We start from the raw sequence: 16,184 nt of genomic DNA on the forward strand, positions 1-16,184 counted from the left end.
GACCCACGACATGACCAAGCGCGAACGCGTCTATCTGTTCGACACCACATTGCGCGATGGCCAGCAAACGCCGGGCATCGATTTTTCCGTCGAGGACAAGATCGCCATTGCCGTTCTGCTCGATCAGGCCGGTATCGATTATGTCGAGGGCGGTTATCCGGGCGCCAACCCGACGGACACGGCCTTTTTTGCCGAAAAGCGCACCGAAAACGCAAAAATGACCGCGTTCGGCATGACCAAGCGCGCCGGTGTTTCGGCGTCCAATGATCCGGGCCTGGCCGGCCTTATCGCCTCCAACAGCGATGCCGTCTGTCTGGTGGCCAAGAGCTGGGATTATCACGTTTCCGTAGCGCTTGGCATTTCCAACGACGAAAACCTTGTCTGTATCGCCGAAAGCGTTGCCGCTGTTACCGCAGCCGGAAAAGAGGCGATGGTGGATTGCGAGCATTTCTTCGACGGCTACAAGGCAGACCGCGACTATGCGCTTTCCTGCGCAAAGGCCGCCTATGACGCAGGCGCGCGCTGGGTGGTGCTGTGCGATACCAATGGCGGCACCCAGCCGGACGAGGTGAGCGAAATCATCGCCGATGTGATCGCAAGCGGCATACCGGGCGCTTCACTCGGCATCCACGCACATAATGATACGGGGCAGGCGGTTGCCAATTCGCTCGCCGCCGTCATGGCAGGGGTTCGGCAGGTGCAGGGCACGCTCAACGGCATCGGCGAGCGCTGCGGTAATGCCAATATCATCACGCTTGCGGCAACGCTTGCGCTGAAGGCGCGCTACAACAACCGCTATGTGCTCGGCCTCGATGAAGCACGTCTCACCGAGCTTACTACGCTGTCCCGTGGCTTTGATGAGTTGCTGAACCGGGCGCCCGACCCGCAACTGCCTTACGTCGGCGCCTCCGCCTTCGCCACCAAGGCCGGTATCCACGCCTCGGCGCTTTTGAAGGATCCGCGCACATACGAGCATGTCGACCCGGAGAAGGTCGGCAACACCCGCAAGGTGATGGTTTCAGATCAGGGCGGGAAGTCCAATTTCATCAATGAGCTGAAACGCCGTGGCATCACGGTTGCAAAGGACGATCCCCGCCTCGACAAGCTGATCTCGATCGTCAAGGAACGCGAATCCATCGGCTATGCCTATGAGGGCGCGGATGCCAGTTTCGAACTTCTGGCGCTGCGTGAACTCGGCGACGTCCCGCATTTCTTCCATGTCGACAGTTTCAGGGTGATGGTCGAGCGCCGTTATGACAGTCACGCCCGGATCAAAACCGTCTCGGAAGCGGTGGTGAAACTCGAGATCGACGGACGCAGGGTGATGTCGGTGTCCGAAGGCGACGGGCCGGTCAACGCGCTCGACAAGGCTTTCCGAAAGGACCTCGGCAAATTCCAGTCGGAAATCGCCGACCTCAAGCTGGCCGACTACAAGGTGCGTATCCTCAACGGTGGTACGGAGGCGATCACCCGCGTGCTGATCGAGAGCATCGACGATGACGGTGTGCGCTGGTGGACCGTCGGCGTTTCGGAAAACATTATCGACGCATCGTTCCAGGCACTGATGGACTCCATCACGTTCAAGCTGATGAAGAACCGCAGGCTTGCCGGGCGTGCCGCGGCGGAATGAGTCCGATACGGAGTGATTTTCGCTCATCCATCAGTGGTATTGATCGATTCTTCACCAGAACCGGGTGGCAACTGGGGCCGTCTGCCGATATTGGCATTTGATCACATGATAGGAAATCGCCATGTCGGCCGACGAGATTGACCCTGCACTGACACCTCCGACTGTCTCGCTGCCCGATGGTGACACGGCAAAGGGGTTTATGCTTGCCCTTACCGCTTTTCTCCTGTGGGGGTTTTTGCCTCTGTATCTCAAACTGGTCGCACATCTGCCACCGCTGGAGATACTCGCCCACCGCATTGTCTGGTCAGTTCCCTTCGCCGGCGTGATTGTGGCGCTCTCCGGGCAGGCCGGAGAAATCAGGGCAGCGTGCCGTCAGCCGAAAGTGCTGGCGATCGTTGGACTTTGCAGCGTTTTCATTTGCGTCAACTGGGGAACCTATATCTGGGCCGTCAGTAATGCCCATACGGTCGACGCGGCTCTCGGCTATTTTATCAATCCGCTGTTTTCCATCGCCATGGCTGCTGTCATTCTGCGCGAACGGCTCTCGAAGGGGCAGCTTGTCGCCATCGCGCTTGCCGCGACTGCCGTGCTCATTCTTGCCATCGAGGTCGGAAGCCTGCCGGTTGTCGCTTTGCTGCTACCGTTCACCTTCGGGATGTATGCTTTTCTGCACAAGATCTTGCCGATCAGTGGCAGTCCCGGCTTCACGCTTGAGGCGCTGATCATGAGCCTGCCGGCGGCGACCTATATCATCTATCTTGAGGCCACCGGGAACGGTCATTTCATGAGCACTCCCGCCGACACTCTGCTTCTTATCGGTTGCGGTGCGGCGACAGCGATACCGCTGATGATCTACGCCAATGCGGCCAAGCTCATGAAGCTGTCGACGATCGGCATCATGCAGTATATCGCGCCAAGCGTGATTTTCCTGATTGCCGTTCTGGTCTTCCGTGAACCGCTGCAGCCTGCCAAACTGGTGGCCTTTGTCCTTATCTGGATAGCGCTGGCCATTTACACCGTGTCAATGTTGCGTACACGCCGAAAGACGCCTGCGCGGCTGGATTGAGGGCGGTCACATGTGCCGCCGCGGCCGAACCGAACCGGACATCTGCGATTTTGTCACTGATATCCGCGGTCGTGTTCGGCGTCTTCTAAACGGTCAGAAAAACGTCAATGGCGCGATCAGACGTCCACGATATTGGTGACGGTCTCGCGGAAGAAATCCAGCAAGCCGTCAGTCTCGTGCGAGATGATATACGTCAGGCTTGTGACGTCTCGCTGTCTCTCACCATAGAAAAACTTCTGGCTAAAACAGGTCAGATGCCAGCCGTCGCCCAAGGCGAAGCTGTCAATGCCCAGTGCCTTGGTCCCTTTCGGAAACACGTCGCGCCCCAGCCTAACGATGGCCGCCATCAACGTCTCGCGGGATCCGGCTTGCTGCCAACCTGTATCCACCTCGTCGCGGAAGTGATCGATACGAAAATCGACGCCGTCTGAGATCAACTCAAAGAGCGACGGATCGCCGGCGGTGAATTTGGTGAGGACTTGCCCGATGGCTGTTTCCTCCGACAGGGCAGGCTGCATCTGGCCGATCTTCAGGGCCACCCAATAATCCAACGGCCATATTGCCTGAATTCCGATCGCATGGATCTCGGGGCTTTCCACGTGTCCGCCGCAGCGCAGGCCATGAATGATATGCAGCTGCTGGAACTGGTTGCAGCTGGACTGGGGATTGCTTTTGTTCCGCGCTCACATGGAAACAGTCGCGAGGATATCGCGGTGTTGCTTCTGCTTGACGCAGATGCAGGAACGCGCAGAATCGGTATCTCGCATCGCAAGTCTGCTTTTGCAAAAGGACTGGCCCAGAGGCTGACGCTGAGCTAGCCTTCACATCATCGGGCAACGGCTGATCAGCCACTCCTGCGCAATTCAAAAATCGTCCAGAACGAAGGTTCCATTTCGGACAACAGCGCTTAAACACGTTCAGGATTCGTGGAAGATTGATTCTAATCTGCTAGTCTGGCAGGGTTCCGATCTGGTTCCCGGCGGTGCACATACGGCAAGTTCCGATTTGGCATCATCGGTCATTGTCCGTTTGGAAGCATCGACGCGGCCTGGCGGGGTGAGGTCAAGGGAGCCTTTCATGCGGTTGTTCCGCAAAGCGGAGGCAGGAGTGCAAGGGCCGACGGCCAGAGGGCTGCCGGACAGGGGGGTAGGATTATGAAATACGCCATTGTTGGAACCGGATCGCGACACAAGATGTTTCGCAGTGCGGTCGCCGAAACCTATGGAGATCGCAATGCGCTCGTCGGGCTCTGCGATATCAATGAAAAGCGCCTCGCTCTTTCTGCCAATGCGGTGCCTTCCGCTGGCAACGGCGTGGCGACCTACCGGGCGGCTGAATTTCCGGAAATGCTTAACGAACAGAAACCGGATACAGTGATCGTCACCGTGCCGGATTATCTGCACCACGAATATATCGTCAATGCGATGCGCGCCGGCTGCGATGTCATGACCGAAAAGCCGATGACCATCGACCTTGAAAAACTGAAGGCCATTCTTGACGTCCAGAAGGAGACCGGCCGCAAGGTCACGGTCACCTTTAATTATCGCTACACTCCGGCCCGAACCCAGTTGAAGGACATCCTGATGTCCGGCGCGATCGGGGAGGTGACCGCTGTCAGTTTCCGCTGGTATCTCGACCGCGTTCACGGCGCGGACTATTTTCGCCGCTGGCATCGCTACAAGGATAAGTCGGGTGGCCTACTGGTGCACAAGTCAACGCATCATTTCGATCTCGTAAACTGGTGGCTTGGGTCGTCGCCGGTCTCGGTTGCAGCACACGGAACCCGGTCTTTCTACCGGGCGGAGACGGCGGCGGCCCTCGGCCTTCATGAGCGCGGCCCGCGTTGTCACACCTGTCCGAGCGCTGGAAGCTGCGACTTCCGGCTGGATCTCGAGGCCGATCAGGCACTCAGGGCGCTCTATCTCGATGCTGAAGACGAGGATGGCTATCTGCGTGACCGCTGTGTTTTTGACGACGACATCACCATTGAGGACACGATGCAGGTGCAGGCGGTCTATGGCAGCGGTGCCAGTCTCAATTATACGCTTTGCGCCTACAGCCCCTGGGAAGGACTTGAGGTCAAGTTTTACGGCACCAAGGGTGAGTTGTCGCACCGCCATGTCGAGGTTCATGGCGTTTTTGGCGGCAAGCAGAAAAAGTCCGGTGGCTCTGAATCGATGACGACGACGCTCCACCTGGCCGGTGAACAACCGCAGAACCTCGCTGTCTGGGAAGGCGAGGGCGATCATGGCGGGGCGGACCCGGTCATGCTCGGCTATCTGTTCGACCCGGAATCCGGCGAGGACCGCTACCGACGCTCGTCGTCGCATATCGACGGGGCGTGGTCGATCCTGACGGGTATTGCCGCGAACCGGTCGATCGAGACCGGACAAACTGTGGACGTGGCAAGCTTTCTTGCCGAAGCCGGGGTCAACCTGCCGCCGAAGCAGTGGTGATCGCCTGAACGCAGACCAGCGGTAGGCCGATGACATGATAAATCAGCCTACCGGGTCAGTCTGCTCGAAAGACAACCGGTCCAGCAGATCGTTCAGCGGCTCCGGCTTGTGGATATAGAAGCCCTGGCCGAAATCGACTCCGAATGCCTTTAGTTTCGCGCAGGTCTCTTCATCGCTCACGAACTCGGCGATTGTCTCAATCCTCAAGACGCGAGCGACCTCGACGAAACACCTGATCGTGGCTTCATTGAGCGGGTCGTTGAGCAGGCCGCTGATGAACTGGCCGTCGATCTTGAGATAATCGATAGGGAAGCATTTGAGGTAGCCAAATGATGAGGAACCTGCGCCGAAGTCATCAAGCGCCACCGAAATGCCTCTTCGGCGCAAATCATCGATGAAGGAAACGGCCTCATCCATATTGGTGATGACGGCGGTCTCGGTGATCTCAATGCAGAGGCAGCGGCAGGTTTCGCTGCCGGCCTCGTCCAGAAGCTGGAGCGCTGCCTTGTGAAAAGCCCGGTCACCGAATGACTGACCGGACACGTTGACACAAATTTTGATCTCGGAGTCGCCAAGTCCGGACTTGGCAATCTGCTCAAGCGCCTGCGCGAGGACCCATCGATCTATATGGGATACAAGGTTGAAGCGCTCGGCAGCCGGCAGGAAGGCACCCGGCAGGATGATCTCCCCATCCGTGTCGATCATGCGCAGCAAAAGTTCTATGTGGCGAACGCTTCTGGCGGCCTTGAGGGGCACAATCGACTGGGCATAGAGGATGAAGGATTGGTCCTGCAAGGCCCTTTCTATGCGGGTGGCCCAGCGCGTTTCGCCCGACCTTATCTTGAGCGTTTCGTCGCTTTCTTCCCAGACGTGCACGCGATTGCGGCCGGTCTCCTTGGCCACATAGCATGAGGTGTCCGCCGCCTGCAAAATCGTCGATACGCTTACAGAAGTTCTGTTGACCGGCACCAGACCGATGCTCGCGCCAACCCTGAATTTCTTGTCTTCGTGAACAAAACGGAATTCACTCATGCGGTCACAGATTTTCTGGGCTATCCGCAGGCCGTCTTGCGGGCTGCAATGCTCGAGCAGCACGGCGAACTCGTCGCCGCCGAGCCTTGCCAGCGTATCGTGCTTGCGCAGACTGTCCTGCATCAACTGGCTGACTTTTTTAAGAAGCGTGTCGCCGACAGTGTGGCCGCACGTGTCATTGACGATCTTGAACTGATCGAGGTCGATATAAAGCAAAACGCAGTGAGTATTCTCAGCCTGAACGATTTCGAATGTCCGCTGTAGGCGACGGTCGAACTCCGCGCGATTGAGGAGGCCCGTAAGTGGATCGTGGCTGGCGCGATAGGTCATCTCGCGCGAAAGACGGCGTTGCTCGCTGACATCGTGAAATACCAGAACCGCTCCTAGAATTTCGCCTTCGGAACTGCGGATGGGCGCAGCGGAATCCTCGATGCTGTACTCAAGGCCGTATCGCCCGACCAGCAACGTATTTTCGGCAAGCTCCACAACCTGTCCCTGCGTCAGGCAGGCCGCAATCGGGTCCGGCGCGGTCTCGCGGGTCTCCTCGTTGACGATGTTGAACACGCGTTCGGATGGCAGGCCTTCCGCATCTTCCACGCTCCAGCCGGTCATGCGCTCGGCAACCGGGTTGAGCCAGCGGATATTGCCGTCAGCACCGGTCGTGATTACGGCGTCGCCGATGGAATTCAGCGTGACCCGCATCAGTTCATGCTGTTCGGCCAGATCGAGCGTCATCCGGCGATGGGCGGTAACGTCCCAGGCGGCGCCGATGATACGATGCGGCTCACTGGCTTCGTCGCTGATCAGATTGGCGGAAAGATGCAAATGCCGAATTGAACCGTCGGGCAGAACCACACGGTGTTCCTCGTCGAGGTGCTCACCCGTTTCTGCTGTTCTCCGGACAGCTTGCTCCACCCGCTCCTGGTCTTCCGGGTGAACGGCGCGCCGCCAGACGTCGCTAATGTCCTCGTTTTCCTTACCGTTCAGGCCGTAGAGCCTGTACATCAGGTCGTCCCAATGGGCGATCTGTTGCGCGATTTCCAACTCCCATATGCCGATGCTGCCGCTATGGGTGGCAATCGCCATCCGCTCCGACATCAAGTGACGTTCTTCCTCTGCGTTTTTTCGTGCGGTGATGTCGGTATGGGTGCCGATCATTCTGAGCGGTACGCCGTGCTCGTCGCGCTCAACAACGCGCCCTCGGTCGAGGATCCATATCCAACGGCCATCCTTATGGCGCATACGGAATTCTTCCTCGAAGAAAGGGGCATCGCCAGCGATGTGCTTCACATCTGCCGCCTTGGCTCTTTCGAGATCGTCGGGGTGAATAAAACGCAGCCACTCACCGGCGGAATCGGAGATTTCATCGCGCCGGTATCCGATGATGGCGCACCAGATATCCGAGTAATGGGTCTTGCCCTCCTTCAGATTGGCGTCCCAAATGCCGATTTTGCCGTTTTCGGTCGCTATCGCCATGCGCTCATTGAGTCTTTCGAGCTCAAGACGCTGCTGGATCCGTTCGGTGACATCCTGAAACGCACCAATCAGCCGCACGAGCTTTCCGGTGCTGTCGAACTGTGCGGCCCCGGCAGCGCGAGCCCAGATTTGCTGCCCGTCAGCCCGGATCAGAGGCAGTTCCATGTCCCATGGTTCGCCGGTCGCAATGCTTCTCTCGACGGCGGCTTCGATTGTGGTGCGTGCCTCCGGCGCATAAAACGCGATTGCCTCTTCCATGGTCGGGCTGTGTCCGGGTTCAACACCGTGGATCCGGCAGGTTTCCTCCGACCAGAAGATTTTCTGGTCGACAACATCGACTTCCCAACCTCCGACGCCGGCGATATGGCCGGTGCGCTCCAGAAATGTTCGACTCTTCCTGAGCTCGTTCTGCGCGTCTTTCTGGCGCGTAATGTCCTGAAGTGTCCCGAACATCCATTCCGGTTTACCGTTTCCGGTCCAGGTCAGAATCCGGCCGCGCCCTGCAACCCAGACCCAGCCGCCGGATTTGTGGCGCAGCCTGGCTTCGTAATCATAACTGTCGGTTTCGCCGCGCACATGGGCGGAAAGAAGCGCTTCATGCTCGCTCAGATCGTCCGGATGGAGTCGTTCGAGCAAAGTATCAATGCGCGCCGGATCGAGTTCGCGCAGGTCCTCGCCGATAATCGCCGCCCACTGCCGGTTAATTCGCAGTTCACCGGTCTGGATGTTCCATTCCCATGTTCCTGATCGCGTTGCATCGATGATCTGCTGGAGACGCCGCCGCTCTTCCTTCAGGGCGTTTTCCGCCCTTCGCCTCTGCGTTACGTCATCAATCGTGGAAATGATTCGCAGTGGGTTACCCTGAGCATCGCGCTCCAGGATGGCTGAAAGCAATACATCAAGGGTCGGGCCCGAGCGTGTCACCATTTGGCATTGCACGTTCTCGCAATGGCCTTCCGACAACAAGGCGGTCAGGAGTTCAGTTTTCGATATTCGCGCCGAATCTGGCGTCAGGAATTCGACGAGCCGCCTGCCGATGACCTCGTCACGGCTATATCCCGTGATCTCCAGCCAGCGGTCGCTCACGCTTAAAAGTGTTCCGCGCGGATCGGTGGAGTGAAGCATGGCGGGTGTCGAACGGTAGAGCGTCTCGATACGGCGTTTTGCAGCGGCAAGTTCTTTGTGCGTGGCAATCAGATCGCCGATATCGCGAATGATTTCGGTTGCCCCTGTGGTCTCGCCTCTGTCGGAGATGACAGGTCCAATCGATACAGAAACGGGAATCAAGCTGCCATCACGATGCAGGCGTTCGGTTCTGAGCGATCGTTCGCCGGCGCCAAGCCGACCGGAAAGGTCGGACTCCTCTTCTGCTCGTGGGGGACTGAGTATCAGCGAAAGTGGCTGGCCTTCGGCATCTTTCGCCGAATAGCCGAAAAGGCGTTCAGCCGATCGGTTCCAGTGACGAATTGTTCCCTCATCATCCATGGTCAGGATTGCGTCGGGACTGTTGTCCAGGATTGACCGCGCCTCGGCCTGGACGGCCAGCAATTCACGCTCGCGTAAGGCGACCAGGCGTGCCTCAAGCGCCTGGGCAGCGGCCTGCGCAAGATATCGCAGAATATCCTTCTGCTCCTGGGTCAGTGTCTTGGGTACCTGGTCTACAACACACAGCGAGCCGACCTTCTCACCATCGGAAAGTTGCAGGGGGACGCCCGCATAAAAGCGGATTTTCAGTCCATCTGTAACCAGTGGGTTAGCCGCAAAACGCTGATCCTGCGTTGCGTCCTTGACCTCCATTAAACGGTCGTCTTCAAGCGTATACCGGCAAAAGGAAATACTGCGCTCTGTCTGGTGTACACCGTCGAGGCCGTAATTGGCCTTGAACCACTGTGTATCTTCATTGAGCAAGGTGATCAGAGAAATCGACGTTCCGCATACCAAAGCAGCCGCCTTGGTCAGCGCTTCCAGCTCACCTGCCGGCGCCGTGTCGAGAGATCTCAACCGGTCGTAAGCGGAGAGCACACTTGCCTCAATCGCTTGCTGGGTCATTTCGCCTTTTCGCGACCTCCATATTCTCGCGGCCAATAGTGTCGCTTGTAACGTCGGTTGCTGTTCTAGGACACACTAATACTAGTGCCTAAAGAGAATAGAAACGACCCATCTGAGCAGATGGATTGCCTGTGGTGGGCGTTTGTTATCATCGGTTTGCACAAAAAAATGCAATTAATACATATTATTCAAATGAATGAAGCAGAAAGTTAATGTAAAAATCTTCGCATAAAAAATGCGTGACCGCGTGCCAGGGTGAGTGGTGGCACCGGGTTGTCGATCGGATGAACCAGATTTCGACGGACCCGGGAAGGGGTCAGATTTCGATCGGCTCCTGGATCAGGTCGATTGCGTAACGGGTTCTGACCGTTGCTCGGATGAGGGCGGAGAAGCGCGCGATATCCGAATATGTTGCGCCACCGTGATTGACCAAAACGAGGGCATGTTTCTGATAGGTTCCGACCGGGCCGATCCGTTCTCCTTTCAGTCCACACCGCTCGATCAGCCATCCGGCCGAGAGTTTTACGCTGCCGTCGGGCTGCGGATAGCGCGGCGCCCCTTCGATGCTATCGGCATGTGAAGCGCTGACCACAGGGTTGTGAAAAAACGAACCGGCATTGCCGAGTCTGCGCCAGTCCGGCAGTTTGGCACCGCGCAGCGCAAGAACATGCGCCATCACCTTGTCTGCTGTTGTGTCCGCACCGAGCCTGCCGAGACCGGCATAGCCGCAATCCGGCTTCCAGCATTTCGGCAATTCCAGCGTGACCGACAAGATGACATAGCGTTCCGGATCGCTCTTGAAGCGACTATTCCTGTAGCCGAAGCCGCATGAATCGCGGTCGAACTCGCATAATTTGCGTTCACGGGTGTCAAAGGCGGTTAACGAAAGGAAATAGTCCGAAAGCTGGACACCATAAGCTCCGATGTTCTGAACCGGTGCGGCTCCGACCGTGCCGGGAATACCCGCGAGGTTTTCGAGACCCGGGAAGCCGGAACGTAGCGTCCAGGCGACGAAATCATGCCAGTTTTCTCCGGCTCCGGCTTCGACAATATTGTGAGTTGCCGTTTGCTCGACCAATCGGCGCCCGGCAATGCGCATGAGACCGACGACTGCCTCGACACTTTCGCGAAGCACCACATTGCTGCCGCCGCCCAGGATCCTGAGGGGCAGGCCGTGTCGCTCGCTGGCATCGAGGAGGGCACTGATGACAGAGGCATCTTCGATCTGCGCGACGAGGCGGGCGGTCGATTTCAGGCCAAGCGTGTTTTCGCGCGTGAGGTCGAAGTCAGGAGTAAGGATCATGTCCGTGAGGTCGGTCCGGTATGGTTTGCGGAACGCCTGGTCCCGGCGCGGCGATCAACGCATATCACGTCGTGAACAATCAATAATCATCCCTTGATCGCAGTGCAAGCGCGGGCGAAGATGTCCTTAGAGGGGCAGCAAGGCCGGTAGCCGCTGGTTTGTGATAATTCCTCGGGCGGCTTCTCAACCTCTGTCTCGCAGTGCTTCCGACAGCATCTCGCGAACGGTGGCTACGGGTGCGCTTTCCGGCTTCAGCGGCTTGTATTCCAGCCCGATACGACCGCCATAGCCGGCAAGCTTCAGCCGTTGCAGTCGGGCAGCAAGATCGATTTGCCCGGAGCCAGGATCGTTGCGTCCGGGGGCATCAGCAACATGAACATGGACGATCTTTTCGACATTCTCGGCGAGCGCGGCATCGATCTCCTCTCCCATGACGAAGGAATGGTAGATGTCGTAAACCATGCCGATTTCCTTGCGGCCGACGGCATCGATGACCTCGAACCCTTCGCGTGTCGAATGCAGATAGTAACCGGGATGATCGACTTTTGTGTTGAGCGGCTCCAGCCCGAGCGTCACACCGCTTCCCGAGAGTATACCCGCAGCCTGCGCGAGGGTTTCGATCAGCGCGGCTTTCTGCTCCGGTCGCGTCATTTCGGGCAGGTCGTCGCCGGCCTGGGCGATAAGAACCGGCGCATTGAGCTTTCGAGCAACCGCCAGGGATTGTTTCAGACCTTCAAGCCATACCGATCTGTTTGCAGGGTTTGTGATTGCAATCAGAGGCTCGGCGACCAGACCGGCAACCGCGATGTTGCAGCTGCTGGCGGTGCGCGCGATGGCGTCGATATCCTTGTTTGACCAGTGCCAGAATTCAAAAGCTTCGAAACCGGCGGCAGCGGCCTGCTCGATCCGGTCTGTAAAGGTGTCGTGGGGGTCCGCAAAGAGCCACTCGAGACAGGCCGAGAATTCAATATTCTGCACGATTGTCCACTCCGTTTCTGATTTCAGGCCTGGGCGAGGGGCGTTCGGCGGCCGTTAAAGATTGCCATATGGTCAGTATCAGGGCGTTGAGTCGCGGGGAAGGGCGCCCGAACGGCTCGCATGCCACTGCAACCATAGGCAAGGCGGTGATTTTTACCAGCCAAGTCGTGGGATGGGCTCTTCTGAGGTGCACAAAGGGAAGCGCTTCGTGGTCACGGGACGGATCGAGCGCCTTGCATGCGGGGTAATGAGATATCGATTCGGATTCGAAACGAATGAACTGCGTTTTGCAGCCTTGCAATCGTCCGGACCAGTGTCAGAAGTCGCCGCTTGATAGCTTCGACGCGCAGTTTTGATCGGACGAGTGGCGGCTTCAGGGCTGCCGTTTGGCGCCAGCGTTTCGCCTGGACTGTCCTCGACGATCAGAATCTGTCGGGTTTGAACGATTTCGCGAAGGTGATTGACCGATATCAATGCATGAACTTCGCGGATGTGATTGTATTGCCGGCTTACATTTGTAATCCATATTTTGTACTTGAAAAATAAGTAAAAATGTCAATTTCTTGTGGACTTTCTACGTCTTTGGTACCATATAGAGGTCGTCAAAACAAAGAAGGTTGACCGTTGGCGTCAACGTTCGACGCGATCTTTCGCAGGCTAAGCCCAAGACCAGCGCCAAGCGCCAAAGTCAGCCATCGCGGCGATTATGATCGCCAGAATTGGTGGAATGAAATGTCCCGTATCTGCCTGCCCAAGAATGGCCGTTTCCGTCGGAAAGACTCTGACCGACATTTTGCAGGGTAATTTCACTCCCCGAACCCAGCGGCGCAGTCCGTTCATCCTCCTCGGAAGTGGCGCTGGAAAACGTAGAAAACGTTCCTCTTACAATGGTGAGGGCTGAAACCATGGATATGTATGCCAAACACACGAACGTACACGCCGACCCGTGGAGCGGGTTCAGCGACGGTGCATGGCGCACCGCAATCGACGTTCGCAACTTCATTCAGGAAAACTATTTGCCTTATGAAGGCGATGCGTCTTTCCTCGCTCCGGCCACCGAGCGCACCAAGCAGCTCTGGGACGAACTGAGCGACCTGCTCAAGCAGGAACGCGACAAGGGCGGCGTCCTCGACATTTCGGCAGACAAACCCTCGACGATTACCGCGCATGATGCCGGCTATATCAACAAGGACCTCGAAATCATCGTTGGCCTCCAGACGGATGCGCCGCTGAAGCGTGCGATCATGCCGAATGGCGGCTTGCGCATGGTTGAAGGCAGCCTGAATACTTATGGCTACAAGGCTGACGAGACTGTCCACGATGTCTGGACCAAATACCGCAAGAGCCATAATCAGGGCGTCTTCGACGTCTACAGCCCGGACATTCTAGCCTGCCGCAAATCGGGCGTGATCACCGGTCTGCCGGATGCTTATGGCCGTGGTCGCATCATTGGCGATTATCGTCGTGTTGCCCTGTACGGCACGGACTTCCTGCGTGCCGAAAAGCAGAAGGAATTCCACGAAATCGACGATGCTGTCTTCAATGACAAGACGATTCAGCTTCGTGAAGAGGTTTCCGAGCAGTTCCGCGCTCTCGACGAGCTGCGTGAAATGGCCGCCAAGTATGGCGTCGACATTTCCAAGCCGGCTCGCAATGCCCGTGAAGCCATTCAGGCCGTCTATTTCGGCTATCTGGCTGCTGTTAAGGAACAGAACGGCGCTGCCATGTCGATCGGTCGTATCTCGACCTTCCTGGATATCTACATCCAGCGCGACATCGATGCAGGCTACATCGCAGAAGATGACGCCCAGGAAATGATCGACGACATGATCATGAAACTGCGGATCGTTCGCTTCCTGCGCACGCCGGAATATGACGAACTGTTTTCGGGCGACCCCGTATGGGTGACCGAAGCTATCGGCGGCATGGGCGAAGACGGCCGGACGCTGGTTTCGAAGAACAGCTTCCGCTTCCTCAACACCCTGTTCAACCTCGGCCCCGCGCCGGAACCGAACCTGACGGTGCTGTGGAGCCCCAGCCTGCCGCAGGGCTTCAAACACTTCTGCGCCAAGGTTTCGGCCGACACCTGTGCCATTCAGTATGAAAACGATGAACTGATGCGTCCGAAATGGGGCGATGACTATGGCATTGCATGCTGTGTCTCGTCGATGCGGATCGGCAAGCAGATGCAGTTCTTCGGTGCGCGTGCCAACCTCGCCAAGGCTCTGCTTTATGCCATCAACGGCGGCGTTGATGAAATGAAGATGAAGGGCAAGAAGGTCGCTGAAGGACTGGAGCCGATCACCGGCGACGTTCTTGAATATGACGAAGTTGTCGAAAAGTTCGACAAGGCGATGGATTGGCTTGCCAAGACTTATGTCAAGGCTCTGAACACCATTCACTACATGCACGACAAATATGCGTATGAACGCATTGAAATGGCGCTGCATGATCGTGATATCCTTCGCACCATGGCCTGCGGTATTGCTGGTCTGTCGATTGCGGCTGATGCGCTTTCGGCAATCAAATATGCCAAGGTTGAAGTCATTCGTGATGAAACCGGTCTGGCCGTTGATTATAAGATCACCGGCGATTTTCCGGCCTTTGGCAACAATGACGACCGTGTCGATACCATTGCTTCGTGGCTGGTTGAAACCTTCATGAACAAGATCAAGGCACAGCCATATTTCTATCGTGATGCAATGCCGACGCAGTCGATCCTGACGATTACGTCGAACGTTGTTTACGGTAAGAAGACCGGCAACACGCCTGACGGTCGTCGTGGTGGCGAACCTTTCGCACCGGGTGCAAACCCGATGAACGGTCGCGACAAGAAGGGCTTTGTGGCCGCTGGCGCTTCGATTGCCAAGCTGTCCTATGATGCAGCCCTCGATGGTATCAGCTGGACCGCTTCGGCAACGCCGGGCAGCCTTGGCCATACCGACGAAGAGCGGATCACGAACCTGTCGAATTGCCTTGATGGCTACACGGCAGCCGGTGGTTTCCATGTCAACGTCAACCTCCTGAACAAGGAAACTCTGGTTGACGCCATGGATCATCCGGAGAAGTACCCGCAGCTGACGATCCGTGTTTCGGGTTATGCTGTGAACTTCATCAAGCTGACCAAGGAACAGCAGCTTGACGTGATCAACCGGACTTTCCACACCACGATGTAAACGAGAAGAAGAATGCACCAGCGCGTTTCCGCACCAACAAAGCCAACCGGCGTCCATATCGACATCGATCACGGGTTTCTCCACTCGGTCGAAACCGGCGCAGCTGTAGACGGTCCGGGAATGCGTTTCGTGTTCTTCATGGCCGGTTGCCAGTTCCGGTGTCTTTATTGCCACAACCCGGATACCTGGAAACTCCACAATGGTCGCAAGATTGATGTGGAAGACATGCTCAAGGAAGTCCGCCCCTATGCGGGCTTCCTGAAATTCGCCGGCGGGGTCACCTTCTCCGGCGGCGAGCCCATGATGCAGGCCGGTTTCATCGGCAATGTCATGGGGCAGATCAAGAAGGAAATGGGTCTGCATATCGCGCTCGATACGCAAGGCTATCTCCACACCAGCGTGGAAGACGAATGGTTCGATAATGTTGATCTGGTGATGCTCGATATCAAGCATATCGATCCCGAAAAATACCACGCTCTCACCGCACAGTACCTGCAGCCGACGCTTGATTTTGCAGAACGCCTGAAACGGCTGAAGCAGAAGATGTGGATGCGTTATGTGCTGGTGCCGGGCCTTACGGACGATACCGATGACGTCAACCGGATGGCCGATTATGTCGCCTCGCTCGGGGATATCGTCGAGAGGGTGGAGGTTCTGCCGTTCCACCAGATGGGGATTGCCAAATGGGATGCGCTCGGCAAGGAGTATACGCTTCGCGAAACGCCGACGCCGACCAATGACGAGACAGAAGCCGCCCGTGATGTTTTCCGTGCCCGTCAGCTGTTTACGACCTGATCAATGGCTGTGGCGTGAAAGCTAGCGGTTAACGTCGCTGTTTTGTATTCTGTGCATTCCAGAGACTGGAGCCGATAAAAGCCGCGGGAGGGCGGCCTTTATCGTTTTGGATCTCTTTCACTGGTTTCGAAATGGTAACGAGATCGCTACACAGCGACGCGGGATACACGACATACAAAAATCGCATAAGGTAGATTATGGAACTTATGTGGATAAAAACCGG

10 protein-coding genes are annotated in these 16,184 nt (G+C 57.0%); 6 read left to right on the forward strand and 4 right to left on the reverse strand.

Annotated elements, in window-relative coordinates:
- Positions 1-10 precede the first annotated feature (10 nt).
- Both cimA and rarD read left to right on the forward strand, forming a co-directional pair.
- Positions 11-1,630 (forward strand): citramalate synthase, encoded by a 1,620-nt coding sequence (gene cimA, locus AC0L7L_RS07450; RefSeq protein ID WP_473513143.1) that lies wholly within the window; start codon positions 11-13, stop codon positions 1,628-1,630.
- A 121-nt stretch (positions 1,631-1,751) separates the two neighbouring features.
- The gene (gene rarD / locus AC0L7L_RS07455) at positions 1,752-2,696 is read left to right on the forward strand and encodes an EamA family transporter RarD (protein ID WP_473513145.1); all 945 of its coding nucleotides are present in this window, start codon (positions 1,752-1,754) and stop codon (positions 2,694-2,696) included.
- Positions 2,697-2,812: 116 nt separating this feature from the next.
- Here rarD and AC0L7L_RS07460 read toward each other — a convergent pair whose 3' ends face one another.
- Positions 2,813-3,235, reverse strand: a complete 423-nt coding sequence (locus AC0L7L_RS07460) for a hypothetical protein (protein ID WP_272214336.1) — start codon at positions 3,233-3,235, stop codon at positions 2,813-2,815.
- On the opposite strand from AC0L7L_RS07460, the gene AC0L7L_RS07465 reads away from it, so the two are divergent.
- Positions 3,176-3,514: a LysR substrate-binding domain-containing protein gene (locus tag AC0L7L_RS07465; protein WP_272211190.1), complete on the forward strand. Its 339-nt coding sequence runs from the start codon at positions 3,176-3,178 to the stop codon at positions 3,512-3,514. The genes AC0L7L_RS07460 and AC0L7L_RS07465 overlap by 60 nt on opposite strands.
- Positions 3,515-3,850: 336 nt before the next feature.
- Complete coding sequence (locus AC0L7L_RS07470; RefSeq protein ID WP_272211191.1) at positions 3,851-5,152, forward strand: Gfo/Idh/MocA family protein; 1,302 nt, start codon at positions 3,851-3,853, stop codon at positions 5,150-5,152.
- 42 nt (positions 5,153-5,194) lie between these two features.
- Here AC0L7L_RS07470 and AC0L7L_RS07475 read toward each other — a convergent pair whose 3' ends face one another.
- The 3 genes from AC0L7L_RS07475 to AC0L7L_RS07485 form a co-directional block, all read right to left on the reverse strand.
- Positions 5,195-9,709 (reverse strand): PAS domain S-box protein, encoded by a 4,515-nt coding sequence (locus tag AC0L7L_RS07475; protein WP_473513148.1) that lies wholly within the window; start codon positions 9,707-9,709, stop codon positions 5,195-5,197.
- Positions 9,710-10,025: 316 nt separating this feature from the next.
- On the reverse strand, positions 10,026-11,012 hold the full coding sequence (gene murB / locus AC0L7L_RS07480) for a UDP-N-acetylmuramate dehydrogenase (protein ID WP_473513149.1): 987 nt from the start codon (positions 11,010-11,012) through the stop codon (positions 10,026-10,028).
- 183 nt (positions 11,013-11,195) lie between these two features.
- Entirely contained in the window at positions 11,196-11,981 is a 786-nt protein-coding gene (locus tag AC0L7L_RS07485) for a TIM barrel protein (RefSeq protein ID WP_473513817.1), read from the reverse strand.
- A gap of 914 nt (positions 11,982-12,895) precedes the next feature.
- Here AC0L7L_RS07485 and pflB point away from each other — a divergent pair.
- Positions 12,896-15,166, forward strand: a complete 2,271-nt coding sequence (pflB, locus tag AC0L7L_RS07490) for a formate C-acetyltransferase (protein WP_473513152.1) — start codon at positions 12,896-12,898, stop codon at positions 15,164-15,166.
- A 12-nt stretch (positions 15,167-15,178) separates the two neighbouring features.
- A complete protein-coding gene (pflA, locus tag AC0L7L_RS07495) occupies positions 15,179-15,961 on the forward strand; it encodes a pyruvate formate-lyase-activating protein (protein WP_272211198.1) in 783 nt (260 codons plus the stop codon).
- The last annotated feature ends 223 nt before the right edge of the window (positions 15,962-16,184 follow it).

This window comes from Martelella sp. K41-7 (assembly GCF_055808365.1).